Origin of the sequence: Rossellomorea sp. GCM10028870 (assembly GCF_042666755.1) — a bacterium.
In the GTDB taxonomy this organism is placed as follows: domain Bacteria; phylum Bacillota; class Bacilli; order Bacillales; family Bacillaceae_B; genus Rossellomorea.
In genome coordinates this window covers 132,844-151,738 of the sequence record NZ_JBHTGN010000001.1, presented here as the reverse complement: position 1 = coordinate 151,738, position 18,895 = coordinate 132,844, and the positions used below count along the sequence as shown (strand labels likewise).

The window sequence follows — 18,895 nt, the reverse complement described above, 5'->3', positions numbered from 1 at the left end:
GTTGTAGGTACTTTGAACTTATATGGATGAACAAGCAAATTTTCTTCGAAGCTCTTACCACTATCAAGGGGTAGAATGTTGAGTAAGCTCCTTTTCCTAAAGGTCAGTTCAGTAAAAAAAGGAGGTAGAATACGCTTCTGTGTTGAAAGCAAACAACTTTTTTCACACTTTAATTACTTTATTTGTAGTGAACAACATATACATTCCCTAGAAGAAAATTATTTCTATGGGAGGTTTCTATGGATCAAAAGGATCAAAGTCGTCAATTAGACCAAATAAAGCAAATGCAACAAATGTTTAAAGCGAACATGAAAACTCAACCTTATCCCATGTACCCTAACTATGGGAAAATCACACGTTACGAAGAAATTCCTATAAGTTTACCTGAACAGCGCCAGCTGCGTCACCCCGGAGTGGAAAAATTAATGGTCCCCCTTCCAATTATCGAAAACCCGAACTATAAAGGGAGTGGAAAGTTAACAGGAAAAGTAGCACTTATTACAGGGGGTGACAGTGGTATTGGTGCAGCAGTAGCAATTGCGTTTGCTAAAGAAGGCGCAGATGTTGCTATTTCATACTTAGATGAACATGAGGATGCAAATAGAACAAAAACGAGGATTGAACAACTCGGACAACGTTGTTTACTAATGCCTGGTGACTTGCGAGACAAACAACAGTGTATCTCCATTGTAGAACAAACAGTAAATACGTTTGGACGTCTAGATATTCTTTGTAACCACGTTGGTATCCAATTCCAACAACTAAGTCTGCTTGACATTACAGATGAGCAATTCGATGATACCTTCAAAGTTAATATATACTCTCATTTTTACACAACAAGAGCAGCGCTTCCTCATTTAAAACCAGGCAGCTCAATCATTGGCACTTCTTCAGTGGTAACGTATGTAGGTGAGCAGCAAATGATTGATTACACAGCCACAAAAGGCGCAATAGTTGGTTGGACACGTGCATTGGCTAATAATGTCGTGAAGCAAGGGATTCGAGTCAATGCGGTCGCCCCCGGCCGAATTTGGACCCCGCTTATTTCAGCAAGTTTCTCGTCAGACCAAGTAGCTGTATATGGAGCGTTTAATCCAATGGAACGAGTTGCCCATCCATTTGAACTTGCACCAACCTTTGTCTATCTTGCTTCTGATGATTCTCGTTTTGTTACTGGTCAAGTCCTTCATGTTGATGGGGGAGAATCCACACATTCCTAATGGAAGGGAGTTACCATTTTGAGATATGAATTTAATCCAGAAGTAAAGCTATTGCTAGTAAACCATTCAAATGAAAAAGTAAAGATGGTCTATATGGAGGATTCCTGGCCAATGTCTAAAATAGGACTTAGACCACCATACTATTGCTACCCAAGTTACGAGCTTAATTATCCAATAATCTAGTAATAACATACAAAAAGCTTCTATACACCGTGTGATAATCCATTTAACATTTCGCTTAGGGTTCGCAATTATGCTAACTTTCAATTCATCCACTAAAAAATAATAAGAAACTAGTTTTGTCCCAGTCTCTTTCTCTTTCTCTTTCTCTTTCTCTTTCTCTTTCTCTTTCTCTTTCTTAAGTGAAGCACTCACAATGAATGAATCTCCCCAAAAGAATCATACCAGAAAATAACAAAACAAGTGTAAAGAGTTGTTCCAATAAATGGCCCGTTTGTTGAATAAAAAAACCCTGTTGTGAATCATACAACAAGGTTTTTTAACGGTCACTTCTTTTACCAAAAAAACTGGCCTCCTACATGGAAGCCAGTTTTGAATTGATTGTGTATTAAGCCAAAGAAGACATGACGTTTTTAACAGCGTCTGCGGAGTTGGAGAGTGCAGCTTTCTCTTCTTCGGTTAGTTCAAGTTCAATGATTTTTTCCAGACCATTTCCACCAAGGATGGTTGGAACACCAAGGTAGATACCTTCGAAACCGTATTCACCTTCCAGATATGCGATGGCTGGGATCACACGGCGTTGATCTTTAAGGATTGCCTCTACCATTTGAACAAGTGAAGCAGCAGGGGCATAATAAGCACTGCCGTTACCCAGAAGGCCCACAATCTCCCCTCCACCTTTACGTGTGCGCTCGACGATTGCGTCTAAACGGTCTTTAGGGATTAATGTTTCCAGAGGAATTCCTCCAGCGTATGAGTAACGAATAAGAGGAACCATGTCATCCCCGTGACCGCCAAGAACGAAGCCAGTAATATCTTTTACCGAAAGGTTTAACTCTTGTGCGACAAACGTACGGAAACGGGCTGTATCCAGAACGCCTGATTGCCCGATTACGCGCTCCTTAGGGAATCCGGACTCCTTGAATACTGTATACGTCATAGCATCCACCGGGTTTGTCAGAACGATGATGTAGCAATCTGGAGAATACTTAACGATTTGCTGCGTGACCGATTTCATGACCTTTTGATTGGTTTGAACCAGATCATCGCGGCTCATTCCTGGCTTACGGGCAATCCCGGCAGTGATTACAACGATATCCGAATCCTTTGTATCCTCGTAATTGGAAGTACCGATGATGTTTGAATCAAATCCCTGTACAGGGCTCGCTTCCAGCATATCCAGCGCTTTCCCTTTCGTTGGGTCTTCATTTTGAGGAATATCAACCAGTACAACATCTCCAAGCTCTTTCTGAGCGAGCATCAATGCTGTGGTCGCCCCTGTGAATCCCCCACCGATAACAGATACTTTTCTACGTTTAATTGCCATCATAATTCCTCCCATTCGTGTCATTATGTAAAGGAAGGAGTGCTCCAGTACGAAGCACCCCACCCAATTTCAAATTAAAATTACTCCATGTTCTCGATTAAAGCAGAACCGAACTCAGAACATTTCACTTCTGTTGCTCCATCCATTAGACGGGCGAAGTCATATGTTACCACTTTAGAAGCGATTGTTTTTTCCATTGATTTTGTGATCAGGTTAGCAGCTTCTGTCCAACCAAGGTGCTCAAGCATTAGGACACCTGAAAGGATAACAGAAGATGGATTTACTTTATCCATACCTGCATATTTAGGAGCTGTTCCATGAGTCGCCTCAAAGATTGCATGTCCTGATTCGTAGTTGATGTTTGCACCAGGCGCGATTCCGATACCGCCAACTTGAGCTGCAAGTGCATCAGAGATGTAATCGCCGTTTAAGTTCATTGTTGCTACAACATCAAACTCAGCTGGACGAGTAAGGATTTGTTGTAGGAAGATATCAGCGATTGAATCCTTCACGATGATCTTACCTGCTGCTTCAGCTTCAGATTGAGCTTTGTTAGCCGCTTCCAATCCGTCAGCTTCCTTGATCTTGTCATATTGAGCCCAAGTGAATACTTTATCGCCGAATTCTTTCTCAGCAAGCTCGTAACCCCAGTTTTTAAAAGCTCCTTCAGTGAACTTCATGATGTTCCCTTTGTGAACAAGCGTTACTGATTTACGGCCTTCAGTGATCGCGTAATTGATCGCAGCACGTACAAGACGGCTTGTTCCTTCTTCAGAAACAGGCTTGATACCGATACCAGATGTTTCAGGGAAACGGATTTTGTTCACACCCATTTCATCTTGAAGGAAGCTGATTAACTTTTTCACTTCATCAGAACCTTTAGCGTACTCGATCCCTGCATAGATATCTTCTGTGTTTTCACGGAAGATGACCATGTCAGTGTCTTCAGGGCGCTTAACCGGTGAAGGAACACCTTCGAAGTAGCGTACTGGACGAAGGCATGTGAACAGGTCTAATTCCTGGCGAAGTGCAACGTTCAATGAACGGATTCCGCCGCCGACAGGAGTCGTAAGTGGACCTTTGATGGCGATAAAATACTCACGGATTGCTTCAAGTGTATCGTTTGGAAGCCACTCACCCGTTTTGTTGAATGCTTTTTCTCCGGCATATACTTCTTTCCATGAGATTTTGCGTTCACCTTTATATGCTTTTTCAACAGAAGCATCTAAAACGCGTTGAGCTGCCGCCCAAATATCAGGACCCGTTCCGTCTCCTTCAATGAATGGTACGATTGGATTGTTTGGCACATTAAGCTGCCCGTTCTGGTTTGTAATTTTTTCACCTTGTGTCATTATGTAACCTCCATTTATTCATTATCAAAGGGGATGACCCATAAGTGCCTTATGCATTTAGAGTCAGTCCCCTCCCTTATTTAATATTACACCAATATTTTCACTGTTTGTAAATATTGATGATTAACCTCTTTGTTCTACAGGCACATATTCCTGCTTGCCAGGCCCTACATAATCAGCACGAGGGCGGATCAGGCGGTTGTTTGAATACTGCTCAAGAATATGAGCTAACCAGCCGGACACACGGCTTACAGCGAAGATCGGCGTAAATAAGTCGTGGTCGATGCCTAAGCTGTGATAAACAGATGCCGAATAGAAATCAACATTAGGCGGTAAGCCTTTATTGGATGTAAATACATCTTCTACCTTAACGGACATTTCGTAGTATTCACTTTGTCCAGTTAATTCAGTTAATTTTTTGGACATTTCTTTAAGGTGCTTGGCACGTGGGTCTCCTTGACGGTAAACACGGTGACCGAAGCCCATGATTTTTTCTTTTTTCTCTAATTTGTCCAGGATGTAGGATTCTGCTTTATCAACTGAACCGATTTCAGTAAGCATCTTCATTACCTGCTCGTTTGCTCCACCGTGCAACGGTCCTTTTAAAGCACCGATGGCAGCAGTGACGCCTGAATACACATCAGAAAGAGTAGCGACACAAACACGTGCAGTGAATGTGGAAGCGTTTAACTCGTGATCCGCATGAAGAACAAGTGCTTTATTGAAAGCCTCGATCTCAACCGGCTCAGGATCTTTACCTGTTAACATATATAGGAAATTAGCAGCGAATCCTAAATCTTTGCGAGGAGCAATCGGATCTTGTCCGTTGCGGATCCGTGAAAAGCTCGTTACGATCGTAGGGATCTTCGCTTGTAGTCGAACAGCTTTTAAATAGTTTTCCTTTTCGTCCATTACATCTGCTTTATCATCATATAATCCAAGTAAAGATACAGCAGAACGTAAAGCGGCCATAGGATGAACTTCCTTGATGTTGTACATCTTGAAATGCTCGATAACTTCCTTAGGCAGTTCAGCGTTAGCTGCTAACAGCTCTGTAAATTCCTGAAGTTCTGATGATGTAGGCAGTTTCAGATGCCATAACAGGTAAATAACCTCTTCAAAGCTGGCATTGTTTGCTAAATCATCGATGTTGTAGCCCACATATGTAAGTGTATCGTCAATGATCGAACTGATGGACGATGTCGTTGCTACAACTCCTTCTAATCCGCGAGTTGCTGTCATAATAACCTCTCCTTTTGTTAAGTATTTCTCTTTACCCATTTTCATATGAGCATAAAACCCTACAAGACTATGAAATAAGTCAGTAGGCTTGTTTAAAAAGAACATAAATAAGACGTTGAGCGTTTGCTCAATCCCTATACAAAAAATGATTCCCGGCTCTTCCGTAGTGAAAGTTCTACTTGATCGAGCTTGGGATGCGCTTACATTTCCTATTATAAACAATTATCTGACTTTTGTGAATGAAAACGCACTAATTTCTATAAAAATTATTTTTCTAGAAAAATAAACCATGTAAGCGGGAGGTCATAAAGTGAGAGAGTACAAGCATTTCAAGATATTTATAAGCCTGCATAAAAAGGACGGATAGATGCAGAAAATGTATAATCAAATTCATAGCTATTCAGTTAAGTGTTTATTTCTCATAAGAAGTTAATCCGATTTCCTGCAATTGAGGCCGGGTAGTGTACGCTTCACCCGGCACGGATGATCTTATAAAAAGAACTCATATAATTTCATCGCGAGGTATGCAATTCCTGCTCCAATCAACGGTCCGACGGCTACAGCCTTAAAGAACGCCACCGCCAGGACGGTTCCGAGTACAAGAGCTGTCGTAATATGGGGATCGTCTTCCAACAGTGTCAATCCACTCTTCGCAATTAAGGCCACCGCCATTCCGGAAGCAAGAGCAATCCACGCATAGGGTGACTTTAATGAATCATAAAGATCTTTAAATCCGATTTCACCTGTAGCGATCGGTGCCAATACAGCAATCGTAATAATGGTGACCCCCCAGTTAATCCCCTTGGACTGAATGGTCGCAAACACCTTTTCATCGAGGCCTGCCAGCTTAAGAATGATTAAAAATGCTACGGCTATAATAATGGATTGGTTTTTGGCAATAAAGCCTATTCCCAGTAAGAGCAGTAAAAACATGAATGGCTGTGACATATGAATACTCTTCCTCCCTATCATAAATCCAATCATTATCCTACCATATCAACTTTTAGGATTCTCTATAAAAATGAGCAGCCTCTTTAAATTAAACTTCCTTTCATTTCCTGTCTCCTTTAAAATAGAAGTAGAAGATCGGGTAGGAGGGAAGCCGTTGAATGTAGAATATGTTTATCGAACGATTCGGTTCTTGATCGTTTTAGCTATCGTTATACTCTCATTGATTTCATTCTATTACATATGGAAACTTGCTTATCCGTTTATCATCGCCATTGCTATCGCACTGCTGATCAATCCTCTGGTGAATTGGCTTGAAAGATGGCTTCCGAGGATATGGGCTGTTGCTTTGTCTCTCATATTGATTGTTGCAATCTTTGTTGGGCTTATCACCTTACTGATTGCTGAGATTGTTTCCGGTGCGAATTATTTAGCTGAAGAGCTCCCTAAGCATGTGCAGACCTTAGTCAAATATGCCGAGGATATCGTCGTAGGCCAAGTCATTCCACTATACAACCAGCTGGCAGGTTTATTCAAGAACCTTGATGCCGGACAACAGGACACCATATTAGAGAATGTCCAGAATGCCGGAACGAAAATCGCCACATCAGCAGGGGATTTCCTGCAAAACTTTTTCACCAAATTGCCTCAGTTAATTTCTTGGATCCCAAATGCGGCATCCGTACTGATTTTTGCAGCCTTAGCGACATTCTTTATTAGTAAGGACTGGTATACATTATCTGCTAAAGCAGAGAAAGTCATTCCCGGTAAAGCCATGAGCAGCGGCAGAAAAGTATTTATTGATCTAAAAAGGGCGCTATTCGGATTTATCAGGGCTCAGTTTACCCTCATATCGATTACGGCGATCATCGTCTTAATCGGATTGATCATTCTGAGAGTAGATTACGCGATCACCATTGCGCTCGTCACAGGTCTCGTTGATATTCTACCCTATCTAGGGACTGGAGCGGTTTTCGTTCCCTGGATCATATATGAATTTATTACAGGAAACGTCGGATTAGGCATCGGTTTATCCGTTCTCTATCTGGTTGTCGTGGTTCAGCGTCAAATCATGGAGCCGAAAGTACTGTCATCAAGCATCGGACTCGATCCTCTCGCCACTCTGATTGCTCTCTTTGTCGGCTTTAAGCTAATCGGGTTTCTAGGTTTAATCGTTGGGCCTGTTGTATTAGTCATTCTATCCACTCTAAAAAGAGCCGGGGTTTTTGAAGATACGTGGAAGTTTATCATGGGTGTAAAATAGGAAAAAGCACTGCTACCGAGCAGTGCTTTTTTTATTATCTGTAAATAATCACATTTCCATTATTAATCCAGCGTTTGAATAGCTTATAAATGAACGGTTTAAACATTTTACGGGTTGGTGGAAGTAATAGCAGGAATCCGATCGCATCGGTAATAAAACCAGGCGTCAATAGAACGACCCCTCCAACCAGGATGCATAACCCATCTATGATCGCGTCACCCGGTAGCTGACCGTACTGCATATCCTGCTGCGCTTTCCGTAGCGTTTCCATTCCTTGCTTCTTTGCTAAATAAGCTCCCAAAATTCCTGTTGTAATGATCAGTAAAACAGTCGGGATCAAGCCAAACGCTTGTCCGGAAAGAACCAGCAACCCAATTTCCAATGCGGGCACGATAATTAACAATAACAAGATATATCTCATGAGGGATTCCTCCATACATTTAATCCTTATTACTTTCTATTATAACATATTAAGAATTTCAAGGTATTATGTGAGGATTGTCTTAGAGAAAGACAGCATGTTTAAGCCATTGGATGTGAAAAAGATTATAGTTTGGGGATTGTTGCGGAATTATTGGCGTTTGTTGTGGCATTTTCGCCGGTTGCTGGGGCATTTTCCATCTAACTTGTGCCACTTTGAGCTAAACTTGTGCCACTTTCAACAAAACTTGTGCCAAATTGTGAACACCTGTCAACACAGTCAGGATAGCCTACTTATTTAGCCAAAAAAAGCCGGAGTCCACATAAGACTCCGGCTTTCATTCATTTCTTATAGTACGCTGGCATGACCGTTATAGATGACACCGCGAGTGGCATCTACTGTAATTTCCTGGCCATTTGAGAATAGAGAAGTGGCATTGTCTACACCAACAACGACAGGGATTCCTAGATTAATCCCTACTACTGCTGCATGGCTTGTTAAACCGCCCTCTTCTACGATAAGAGCCGAGCATTTTTCCAGGGCCGGCATCATTTCTTTATCTGTTCCGATCGTAACAAGAACATTTCCCGGCTGAGTGTTCTTAACGGCTTCTTCTGCAGTAGTTGCCACAACCGCTTTACCGTAAGCAGATCTACGGCCGATTCCTTGGCCTTTTGCCACGATATCGCCTACCACATGGATTTTCATCAGATTTGTTGTTCCTGACTCACCAATCGGAACACCTGCTGTGATGATAATACGATCTCCATGCTTCGTCATGCCTGAATTGACGCTTTCTTCTACAGCCATATCAAGCATTTCGTCCGTAGTCGTCACTTTACGTCCGACAGTAGGGTAAACACCCCAGACAAGTGCCAATCGGCGTGATACGGAATCTGTTCCCGTTACTGCTACGATTGGGGCTTTAGGACGGTATTTAGAAATCATGCGTGCTGTATGTCCACTTTCCGTTGGAGCCACAATCGCATTTACATCAAGGTTAAGGGCCGTGTGAGCTACAGATTGACCGATGGCATCTGTCATATTATGCTCACTGTCTTTACTGCGTGCCGATAGGATTTCATTGAAATCCAGTGCCGTTTCTGCTCTTGAAGCAATGTTATGCATCGTTTGGACCGCTTCTACAGGATACGTACCTGCAGCAGTTTCTCCAGAAAGCATGATCGCATCTGTACCATCGAAGATTGCATTGGCTACGTCACTTGCTTCCGCTCTTGTCGGTCTAGGGTTGCGCTGCATGGAATCAAGCATTTGAGTTGCCGTGATGACAGGCTTACCTAGTGAGTTACATTTCTTGATCAACATCTTCTGAACCAATGGTACTTCTTCAGCAGGGATTTCCACACCAAGATCTCCACGAGCCACCATCAATCCGTCTGATACTTCGAGGATTTCATTGATATTATCTACACCCTCTTGATTCTCGATCTTAGGGATGATTTGAATGTGAGAAGCGTTGTGTTCTTCCAATAATTGACGAATTTCAAGTACATCAGATGCACGGCGAACGAATGATGCCGCAATAAAGTCAACGCCCTGCCCAATACCGAATACGATATCCTTTGCATCTTTATCCGTAATCCCTGGAAGGTTTACGGAAACTCCCGGTACGTTTACACCTTTTTTATTCTTTAAAACACCGCTGTTGGCAACATACGTATGAATCTCGCCATTCGCTTTATCGATTTCCGTTACTTCCAATCCGATCAGACCATCGTCTAAAAGAATTTTTGAACCAACATGAACATCATCGATTAATCCTTCGTATGTAACGGAGAATTTCTCAGTTGTTCCCAGTACTTCATTCATGGAAACGATGACGTTTGAACCTTGAGTTAATTCGATTGCACCATCTTCCATATTATTCGTACGGATTTCAGGACCTTTTGTATCGAGAAGGATCCCGACTGTTTTCCCGGCTTTTTCTGCTGCTTCACGGATATTGACGATTCTCTGCCCATGCTCTTCGTGGTCACCGTGTGAAAAGTTTAAGCGGGAAACGTTCATTCCGGCTTCGATTAATTGAGATAACTTTTCTACACTCTCACTTGCAGGACCAATGGTACATACTATTTTCGTTTTTCTCATTTTCTTTACCTCCTGAAATCTTACAACAATTTAGATTGAAAGCTCTTTGGAAAGTCTGTACATATCCAAGTCAATTTGATGTGGCTTGGCAAGTGCTTCAATAATATCGTAATCAACTAGTTGATTTTTCTCAATTCCTACTGCTCTTCCGCCTTTTCCATCAATCAAAAGCTCTACTGCACGTGCACCTAAACGGCTTGCTAGCACGCGGTCTGATGCAGTTGGTGTTCCCCCACGCTGAATATGACCCAATACAGAGACCCGGGTATCCATTCCAGTCGCTTCAGTGAAACGATTAGCAAATTCATTTGCCGACATGACACCTTCTGCCACAATGATCACACTGTGCTTCTTCCCACGCTCCTGACCTTTTTTAAGACGAGTCACTACATCGTCAAGATCGAATTTCTCTTCAGGGATCAGGATGGTTTCTGCTCCGCCTGCAAGACCGGACCACAGGGCAAGATCCCCCGCATTGCGACCCATTACTTCGATGATGAAGGTTCTTTCATGTGAGGTTGCCGTGTCGCGAATCTTATCAATCGCATCGATGACCGTGTTCAGGGCTGTATCGAATCCGATTGTATATTCAGTTCCCGGTATGTCATTATCGATCGTTCCCGGTACACCGACACATGGATATCCCCATTCCGTTAAAGCTTTTGCTCCTTGGTAAGATCCATCTCCACCAATGACAACAAGACCTTCAATTCCATGCTTTTCTAATTGTTGTATGCCTTTTTGCTGACCTTCTTTTGTTTTGAATTCTTCGCAACGAGCTGTATACAGCATCGTACCTCCACGATGAATAATGTCACCAACGGAACCAAGTTCAAGCTTCTTGATGTTTCCGTTAATCAATCCGTTATACCCTTGATAAATACCGTACACTTCTATATCAAGGAAAATGGCTTTACGTACAACCGCACGAACGGCTGCATTCATACCTGGTGAATCTCCACCACTTGTTAATACACCAATCTTTTTCACTACGATCACCTCATTAAGAAATATGCCTTTTTATGTAAATGAATGGTACAAACTTGTTAATGGTTTCACATATATCTGAGAAAAGGAAAACGGAACAATCTATCCTGTTTCATTCATTACATTATTATGGACCAATAGACTATGGATTATTTCTAAAATAACATGAAGATTCAAGGTTCTCAACAAGTTACGCTAACGAAATGCAAAAGACGAAATAATCTATAAAATGGAAGCGTTTTAATTGTTAAAAGCTTCAAAATATCGTCACAAATCTTGATTTAAAGGAAAATTAATGAAAAAAGACTGACAAAAGGTTATTCCTATTTGTCAGTCCATCGTTCCTTATGATTTTACCCCAATTAAATCATTTAAAACAGAATATTCACCCATCGCTTTAAATTTCTCATATCGGTGCTGAATCAATTCTTCTTTCTTCATGGGAATTAATTCTTTCAGGGAGGCTATCAATACATCATTGATATATTGTGCTTGCTCTTCGACATCTTTATGAGCACCGCCTTTAACTTCCGTGACGATTTCATCAATGATCCCAAGCTCCTTTAAATCCGGTGCAGTGATCTTCATGGATTCAGCAGCTCGTTTCGCTTGAGTGGAATCCTTCCACAGAATGGCCGCTGCCCCTTCAGGTGATATAACGGAGTAAGTGGAGTTTTCAAGCATATGAATATGGTTTCCGACTCCCAGTGCCAGGGCACCTCCACTACCACCTTCACCGATGACCATGCAGATGACAGGAACGGTCAATCCCGCCATTTCCACAAGATTTCTTGCAATGGCTTCACTTTGACCCCTTTCCTCTGCTGCTTTACCGGGATACGCACCCTTTGTATCAATAAAGCAGATGATCGGACGATTGAACTTGTCCGCTTGCTTCATCAAGCGTAAGGCCTTTCGATATCCTTCCGGATGAGGCATTCCAAAGTTCCGGCGAATATTTTCTTTCGTATCTTTCCCTCTTTGGTGCCCGATGATGGTAACCGGTACCCCATGAAATTTCCCTACGCCTGAAACAATGGCTTCGTCATCCCCATACAGACGGTCTCCATGCATTTCGATGAAGTCAGTAAAGAGATACCCGATATAATCAAGCGTTGTCGGGCGATTGGGATGACGGGCAACTTGCACTCTTTCCCACGGCTTCATATTTTCATAAATGTCATTTTCAAGTTTTCCCAGACGCGACTCGAGCTTTTCGATTTCTTTCGATAAGTCCACGTCCGAATTCTGAGTGAATTCCTTAAGCTCGGCTATTTTTTTCTTGAGCTCAACTACAGGCTTTTCAAATTCCATCTCATTTACCATGGCAGATCACCGTCCCACTGATGTATATCAAGTACTGTCCCGATTTTCTCTTTTAACTCGAGTCTCGAGATGACTCCGTCAAGTTGACCATGCTTCAATAAAAATTCGGATGTTTGGAAGTCTTCCGGCAAGTCTTCCCTGATGGTTTGCTCAATGATCCTTCTGCCTGCGAAGCCGATAAGGGCTCCGGGCTCAGCAAAGTTATAGTCCCCAACGGAAGCAAAACTTGCGGATACCCCGCCTGTCGTTGGGTGCGTCATGATGGAGATGAAGAGTCCCCCATTCTCGCTCAATCGATTAAGGGCCACACTGGTTTTGGCCATCTGCATCAAGGAAAGGACACCTTCCTGCATTCTCGCGCCTCCAGATGCCGTGAAGATAATGAATGGTACTTTTCGTTTGTCGGCTTCTTCGATGGCTCTCGTGATTTTCTCTCCTACCACAGAGCCCATACTCCCCATTCTGAAACGGGAATCCATGATGGCAGTGACGACTTCGATTCCATTCACCTTTCCGGACCCGGTTAACACGGCTTCATTCATACCCGTCTTTTTACGGTCCTTTTCCACTTTCCCCTCATAATCAGGAAAGTTCAAAGGATTACCGGATGTAAGGTCATGGTCAAGCTCTTTGAACGTACCTTCATCTATAAAACTATCGACTCTCTCTGGTGAGCTCATCCCATGATGGTATCCGCAATGAATGCACACCTTTAAGTTTTTTTGAAGTTCTTTTGTGTACATGATTTTTTTGCAATCAGGACATTTGGTCATGATGCCTTCCGGAACGTCATGTTTAGCCGCTTCAGAAGGGATCGTTGCATATTTTTTCTTTTTGGATTTATTAAAAAGTTCCTTAAGCAAGGTGAAACCTCCTTAACTAATTACAGTAGCTTGTACGTCTTCTGAAGGAAAAAATGAAGAGAATAAATGCTAAAAAATCAATTTCCCAGGGACCAGCTGCCGCTTTCGTTTCTAGTAGTAAATGCACGATATAAAACTGCTTGACTATCAGTTTAATGGAAAGGTTTAAAAAAAGATGTTGGAAATTGTCGCATCTTTATCGACAATTTCCCTGACCCTTTTATACGTCTCTTGCACAGTCTCTTTATCTTGTCTTTCTATTCCTTGAAGCATTCGGGTAATCTCTTCTCTCATTTGATCCGTTATCTTGATTTCGCCACAAATCAATGTTTCAAAATCATTCAGGATATTCCAGATCCGTTGAGCCAAATGATTGGCGCTCATCATCACGATGTCCCTGAACACATCATCCAGGCTTTCAGCTTTTGCAGCTGTTTCCAGAAGTGCTGCCATCTTCTTTTCTTCAATAAACAGATCTTTCAGCGCTTCCTTCTCAATCATCATTTTCGTGTAGAGTATATCTTCCTGAGCCTTATGATCCTGCAGGATGAACATGCCCAGAAGATCGATCAGATGATGGTCCCGAAAGTCTCTTAAAAAGGTTCCTTCGCCTCTTTTGGTTTCAATCAATCCCAATAATTCCAGGGCTCGTAATGCTTCCCTGACTGAAGAACGCCCAACGTTCAACCGTTCCGACAGTTCTCTTTCAGATGGGATTTTGTCGCCTGGCTGAAGGCCATCCTTCGATATCATTTCTCGTAGTTGGTGAACAATTCCAATATATACCTTAGCGTGAGTATGGAGAGAGTTCACTTCCGTCATCATTCACTCTTCCCGATAACCGCTAAATCTTCCGTTTTTTTACGGATTTCTTCAGGATCCACTTTCAGACGGGCCACTCCCGTCTCCATGGCTGTCTTTGCAACCGCAGCCGCTACGGCAGGTGCTACACGCTTATCGAACGGTGCAGGAATGACATAGTCTTCATTCAACTCATCTTCACTGATTAACGACGCAATCGCCTCAACCGCAGCCTGCTTCATTTTCTCATTGATATGAGTGGCGCGGACATCCAGTGCCCCGCGGAAAATACCCGGGAATGCCAGAACATTATTCACCTGGTTAGGAAAATCGGATCGACCGGTTCCCACCACTTTAGCTCCAGCCGCTTTAGCAAGCGCCGGCATAATTTCCGGAACAGGATTGGCCATGGCGAAGATGATTGGATCCTTCTTCATGGAAGCAACCATTTCTTCCGTTAATGCCCCTGCAACAGATACACCGATAAATACGTCTGCATCTTTTAATACTTCTGTCAGTCCGCCTTTGATGTGATCCTTATTGGTAAACTTCGCCACTTCGTCCTTAATGGCGTTCATTCCTTCAGGACGGCCTTCGTAAATCGCTCCTTTGGAATCACACATGATGATATCTCTCACTCCATAGCGGTAAAGAAGCTTAATGATCGCCATGCCGGCAGCTCCAGCTCCATTTGCCACTACTTTGATTTCAGACATCTTCTTCCCGACGATTTTAAGAGCGTTCACAAGGCCCGCTACGGTAACAATTGCCGTACCATGCTGATCATCGTGAAACACAGGAATATTCGTCTCTTTTTTCAAACGTTCTTCGATTTCAAAGCAATTTGGAGCCGCAATGTCTTCAAGATTCACTCCGCCAAATGTAGGCTCAAGAAGTTTCACCGTTTCTACAATCTTGTCCACATCCGTTGTGTTCAAACAGATTGGGAACGCATCTACCCCTGCAAAGCTCTTAAATAGAACCGCTTTTCCTTCCATAACAGGCAGGGCAGCTTCCGGTCCGATATTTCCCAGCCCTAAAACAGCTGTGCCATCTGAAACAACGGCCACCATATTCCCTTTCATCGTATAATCGTAAACCGTTTCAGGCTTGTCATAAATAACCTTACAAGGTTCGGCTACCCCGGGGGAGTAAGCCAGGCTCAGGTCATCCGCATTTCGGACTTCCACCTTGGATTTTGATTCTAATTTCCCTTTATTCACTCGATGCATATGCAGAGCTTCTTCACGTAATGACAAATTGACTCACTCCTTCTGATTGTTTTACATGCTATGGATCGATCCGTACTTAGACGAATCTTCTAAATGTAAAATGTATAATAAAAATGATAAGTTCAGAGGTGGTCAGACCACCTTTTTCTATTAAACAATAATATAAATAATGGTATTAGTAAAGTATGTTATTGCAATATCACATTTGCTTTACCAAGAATTTGATGTAATTCACGTATTGCCTCTACAGACGGAATCACGCGTAAATTGTCTGGAAGCTGAATGCTCTTTTTTTCACGTTCATAATAAACGATCACCGGGTTCTTCCCTTTAAACCGTTTAATGGTCTGGTGGATGTGCTGCATGCACGCCTCTTCATCCTGCTCCCTGGCAATTTTCAAATATAGCTTCTGATCCCTTTCTTTCACTTTCCTTTCTGCCTCTTGCATGGTTTCGAGGTGATTCACAATGAACTGTAGCTTATCATTGCGATCTTCCACGTTACCGCCAAACAGGAGGATGTTCCCTTCTTTCAGAAGCGTCATGTTATGGCGATACACATTTGGGAACACCACTGCTTCGATTTCCCCACTTTCATCACCTATTTCAAGGAATGCCATCACTTCTCCCTTTTTGGTCCGGATGGATTTCACTCCCATAATATAACCGCCAAATGTGATTTTCGAACCTTTCTGAAGATCGGCTATCTGCTGCAGTCCACACTGATCAAACAGGGGACGATGAGAAGAAACGGGATGATTGGATAAGTATAGCCCCAGTACCTGCTTCTCGAATTGAAGCATGGTATCAATCGTCATAGCCTCCACTTCCACGTATTTAGGCTTCAAGAGGAAGGCCTCTTCTTCATGAAACAAATCAGGATCATCTTCAGGGTTCACCAGTTCAGCATGTTGAGCCGCCACATCCAGGCTCGCAAGGAGAATAGCCCGATCTACTTCAAATTCATCGAAAGCCCCTGCCAACACCAGGTTTTCGAGGATTTTACGGTTGATGCTTTTGGAAGAAACCCTCATGCAAAAATCAAACAGGTCCTGAAATGGCTTTTCTTTTCTCGCACGAATGATTTCCTTTAAAGCTGCCGCTCCTATTCCCTTAATTGCCCCCAGGCTATAACGGATGCGATTCTTTCCTTCCACAGTAAAAACAAACTGACTCGTATTAATGGAAGGAGGTAAAATCTCAAGGTCATAAAGCTTTGCTTCCCTAATGTATTGAGCCACCTTCGTCTCATTTCCCACTACAGATGTTAAGAGGGAAGAGATGAAAAAAGCAGGATAATGCGCTTTTAGATAGGCCAGTTGATAGGCGATCATACTATACGCGACGGCATGCGACCGGTTGAATCCATAATCTGCGAATCTCACAATAAGATCATAGATCGTATGCGCCACTTCTTCGGTATAACCTTTTCGAGTCGAACCGGAAACAAAATGCTCCCGCTCCTGATTGAGGACATCCTTTTTCTTCTTCGAAACCGCTCTTCTGAGCAAATCTGCTTCTCCAAGTGAGAAGCCGGCCATTTTCGAAGCAATTTGCATGATTTGTTCCTGATATACAATGACGCCGTAGGTCATTTCAAGGATCGGCTTTAAGTCAGGCAAAGGATATTCCACTTTCTCGCCCCCATGTTTCCGCTTGATATACGTCGGGATGTTTTCCATCGGGCCTGGACGGTATAATGCGTTAACGGCCACAATATCTTCAAAAGAATTAGGCTTCAATCTCTTTAATACATTTCGCATTCCTTCTGATTCAAGCTGGAAAATTCCATTGGTCTGTCCTTTACTCAGCAATTCAAAGGTTTTTGGATCATCCATGGGAATCGAGTCCAGTGAGAAGGATTTATTTGTTCCCATTTGGACGTTCTTCACAATTCTCTCTAAAATACTTAGATTACGGAGTCCCAGAAAATCCATTTTTAACAATCCGATTTCTTCCAGTATGTCCATAGAAAACTGAGTCAAGTGAATACCGGATGCACTGCCCTGGATGGGTACCCACTGCACTAGCGGGGCTTCACTCATCACGACTCCCGCAGCATGGGTGGACGTGTGTCTCGGAAGTCCTTCGAGTTTACATGCCGTCTCGAATAACTTCTTGTAATGATCAGAGCTTGTCACAAATTCCCGGAATCCCTTAGACTTTTCATAGGCTTCCTTAAGCGTGATACCCAACTGATTGGGAACAAGCTTGGATACTTGCTCCTGCTCCTTCATATTCAAGCCGAATACACGACCTGTATCACGCATGGCCGCCTTTGCAGCAAAGGTCCCGAACGTAATGATCTGAGCAACATGAAGGCTCCCATACTTCCCTTCCACATACTCGATCACCTCGTCCCGCCGGTGATCGGGAAAATCGATATCAATATCTGGCATCGACACCCGATCAGGATTCAAAAATCGTTCAAACAGCAAATGATGCTCGATCGGGTCCACATCTGTAATCCTCAATGCGTACGATACCAAGGAACCCGCTACCGATCCCCTTCCAGGTCCCGTCAGGATCTTTCTTTCCTTCGCAAACTTCATAAAATCCCAAACAATCAGGAAGTAATCGCTGAATCCCATCCTGCCGATGACTTCAAGCTCATAATCCAATCGTTCTATGTACTCATCCGAAACCGTTTCTACCCTCTCACTCAACCCCTTTTCACAAAGATGGGTCAATTCCTGAAGGGCGGACACTCCCTCAGGCAGGGGATATTTCGGCAGGAGCTGTTGATGGAAAGGGATTGTCAGGTGGCACTGATCGGCAATTTTCATCGTGTTTTCGAGTTCCGTGACATGATCAGAAAACAAATCCACCATCTGCTCTTTGGACTTGAAGTAATACTCCTGTGAACCCAACACGTCCCGGTCATCTTCAGAAAGCTTCACTCCGTCCCGGATCGCACTCATGCACTCATGGGCAAAATGATCCTCCTGGTCAAGATATTGAACATCATTGGTAGCGACGATTCCGGCACCCGTTTCGTCTGCCGCCTTCTTTAATAAGGGGATGAGTTCTTCTTCAGCCGGGATGCCATGCTTTTGAAGGCTCAAATAAAATGAATGTTTACCGAACATGCTTTGGAACGTTTGAATGCACTTTATCGCTTGTTCTGTTTCATTTTCCAGCAAAAGGGTTTCAATCTCCCCTTTCACTCCTGGAGTGATCGCGATTAATCCCTCACTATAGGATCCGAGCCACTTCAACGGAATCCCATTTTTGGACTTTGCCCCGATCGCACTCGAAATCTTTAACAGATTTTGATAGCCCGTCTGATTTTTCACGAGGAGAACAAGCGGATAGGACCTTTCTTCGTCTTCTGTTAAAATATCAGCGGTCAACCCGATGATCGGTTTTATATTTTCTTTTAAACACGCCTTATAAAAAGGGATGGCGGCATACATCATATTTTTATCGGTTAAAGCCAGTGCTTTAAACCCTGAATTCTTCGCTTTATGTACTAGTCCATTTATCGAAATCGTGCTAGACAAGAGACTATAGGCACTCGCTACCTGTAAATGAACAAATGACATGTTATGCACAACCTTTTTCTCAATATACCTTTATTATAGGTAAGAAACCGCAAAAAAGAAAATATGTTCTCCCTCATA

At 42.9% G+C, this 18,895-nt stretch carries 14 protein-coding genes; 2 read left to right on the top strand and 12 right to left on the bottom strand.

What is annotated here, in order from left to right:
- The first annotated feature begins 239 nt into the window (after nucleotides 1-239).
- On the top strand, nucleotides 240-1,220 hold the full coding sequence (locus tag ACFQWC_RS00785) for an SDR family oxidoreductase (protein ID WP_299738981.1): 981 nt from the start codon (nucleotides 240-242) through the stop codon (nucleotides 1,218-1,220).
- Between the two features lie 568 nt (nucleotides 1,221-1,788).
- Here the strand turns inward: ACFQWC_RS00785 and mdh are convergent.
- From mdh to ACFQWC_RS00765, 4 genes are all read right to left on the bottom strand, one after another.
- Complete coding sequence (gene mdh, locus ACFQWC_RS00780; RefSeq protein WP_044339272.1) at nucleotides 1,789-2,727, bottom strand: malate dehydrogenase; 939 nt, start codon at nucleotides 2,725-2,727, stop codon at nucleotides 1,789-1,791.
- A gap of 80 nt (nucleotides 2,728-2,807) precedes the next feature.
- Entirely contained in the window at nucleotides 2,808-4,079 is a 1,272-nt protein-coding gene (icd, locus tag ACFQWC_RS00775) for an NADP-dependent isocitrate dehydrogenase (protein WP_299738983.1), read from the bottom strand.
- Nucleotides 4,080-4,202: 123 nt separating this feature from the next.
- Nucleotides 4,203-5,321, bottom strand: coding sequence for a citrate synthase (citZ, locus tag ACFQWC_RS00770; protein ID WP_299738984.1), 1,119 nt, complete (start codon nucleotides 5,319-5,321; stop codon nucleotides 4,203-4,205).
- Between the two features lie 489 nt (nucleotides 5,322-5,810).
- Nucleotides 5,811-6,269 carry a DUF441 domain-containing protein gene (locus ACFQWC_RS00765; protein WP_299738985.1) on the bottom strand — a complete coding sequence of 153 codons (459 nt, stop codon included), beginning with the start codon at nucleotides 6,267-6,269 and terminating at the stop codon, nucleotides 5,811-5,813.
- 157 nt (nucleotides 6,270-6,426) lie between these two features.
- Here ACFQWC_RS00765 and ytvI point away from each other — a divergent pair, with 157 nt between their 5' ends.
- Nucleotides 6,427-7,533 carry a sporulation integral membrane protein YtvI gene (gene ytvI / locus ACFQWC_RS00760; protein WP_299738986.1) on the top strand — a complete coding sequence of 369 codons (1,107 nt, stop codon included), beginning with the start codon at nucleotides 6,427-6,429 and terminating at the stop codon, nucleotides 7,531-7,533.
- Between the two features lie 34 nt (nucleotides 7,534-7,567).
- Here ytvI and ACFQWC_RS00755 read toward each other — a convergent pair whose 3' ends face one another.
- From ACFQWC_RS00755 to dnaE, 8 genes are all read right to left on the bottom strand, one after another.
- Complete coding sequence (locus ACFQWC_RS00755; RefSeq protein WP_044339278.1) at nucleotides 7,568-7,954, bottom strand: FxsA family protein; 387 nt, start codon at nucleotides 7,952-7,954, stop codon at nucleotides 7,568-7,570.
- A 348-nt stretch (nucleotides 7,955-8,302) separates the two neighbouring features.
- Nucleotides 8,303-10,063, bottom strand: coding sequence for a pyruvate kinase (gene pyk, locus ACFQWC_RS00750; protein WP_299738987.1), 1,761 nt, complete (start codon nucleotides 10,061-10,063; stop codon nucleotides 8,303-8,305).
- A 30-nt stretch (nucleotides 10,064-10,093) separates the two neighbouring features.
- Nucleotides 10,094-11,053 (bottom strand): 6-phosphofructokinase, encoded by a 960-nt coding sequence (gene pfkA, locus ACFQWC_RS00745; protein ID WP_299738988.1) that lies wholly within the window; start codon nucleotides 11,051-11,053, stop codon nucleotides 10,094-10,096.
- A gap of 342 nt (nucleotides 11,054-11,395) precedes the next feature.
- Nucleotides 11,396-12,376, bottom strand: coding sequence for an acetyl-CoA carboxylase carboxyl transferase subunit alpha (accA, locus tag ACFQWC_RS00740; protein WP_299738989.1), 981 nt, complete (start codon nucleotides 12,374-12,376; stop codon nucleotides 11,396-11,398).
- A complete protein-coding gene (gene accD / locus ACFQWC_RS00735; RefSeq protein WP_113969601.1) occupies nucleotides 12,370-13,239 on the bottom strand; it encodes an acetyl-CoA carboxylase, carboxyltransferase subunit beta in 870 nt (289 codons plus the stop codon). Before accD ends, accA begins: the two co-directional genes overlap by 7 nt.
- 165 nt (nucleotides 13,240-13,404) lie before the next feature.
- A complete protein-coding gene (locus ACFQWC_RS00730) occupies nucleotides 13,405-13,992 on the bottom strand; it encodes a FadR/GntR family transcriptional regulator (protein ID WP_377107195.1) in 588 nt (195 codons plus the stop codon).
- Between the two features lie 68 nt (nucleotides 13,993-14,060).
- Entirely contained in the window at nucleotides 14,061-15,299 is a 1,239-nt protein-coding gene (gene ystJ, locus ACFQWC_RS00725; protein WP_299738991.1) for an NADP-dependent malic enzyme, read from the bottom strand.
- A gap of 161 nt (nucleotides 15,300-15,460) precedes the next feature.
- Entirely contained in the window at nucleotides 15,461-18,817 is a 3,357-nt protein-coding gene (gene dnaE, locus ACFQWC_RS00720; protein WP_377105638.1) for a DNA polymerase III subunit alpha, read from the bottom strand.
- Nucleotides 18,818-18,895: the final 78 nt, after the last annotated feature.

What these genes read in the sequence shown, in the direction of transcription:
- icd (WP_299738983.1), bottom strand. Translation starts at nt 4,079, where the DNA reads ATGACACAAGGTGAAAAAATTACAAACCAGAACGGGCAGCTTAATGTG.
- pyk (WP_299738987.1), bottom strand. Translation starts at nt 10,063, where the DNA reads ATGAGAAAAACGAAAATAGTATGTACCATTGGTCCTGCAAGTGAGAGT.
- dnaE (WP_377105638.1), bottom strand. Translation starts at nt 18,817, where the DNA reads ATGTCATTTGTTCATTTACAGGTAGCGAGTGCCTATAGTCTCTTGTCT.
- ACFQWC_RS00730 (WP_377107195.1), bottom strand. Translation starts at nt 13,992, where the DNA reads ATGATATCGAAGGATGGCCTTCAGCCAGGCGACAAAATCCCATCTGAA.
- accA (WP_299738989.1), bottom strand. Translation starts at nt 12,376, where the DNA reads ATGGTAAATGAGATGGAATTTGAAAAGCCTGTAGTTGAGCTCAAGAAA.
- mdh (WP_044339272.1), bottom strand. Translation starts at nt 2,727, where the DNA reads ATGGCAATTAAACGTAGAAAAGTATCTGTTATCGGTGGGGGATTCACA.
- ACFQWC_RS00765 (WP_299738985.1), bottom strand. Translation starts at nt 6,269, where the DNA reads ATGTCACAGCCATTCATGTTTTTACTGCTCTTACTGGGAATAGGCTTT.
- ACFQWC_RS00785 (WP_299738981.1), top strand. Translation starts at nt 240, where the DNA reads ATGGATCAAAAGGATCAAAGTCGTCAATTAGACCAAATAAAGCAAATG.
- citZ (WP_299738984.1), bottom strand. Translation starts at nt 5,321, where the DNA reads ATGACAGCAACTCGCGGATTAGAAGGAGTTGTAGCAACGACATCGTCC.
- ACFQWC_RS00755 (WP_044339278.1), bottom strand. Translation starts at nt 7,954, where the DNA reads ATGAGATATATCTTGTTATTGTTAATTATCGTGCCCGCATTGGAAATT.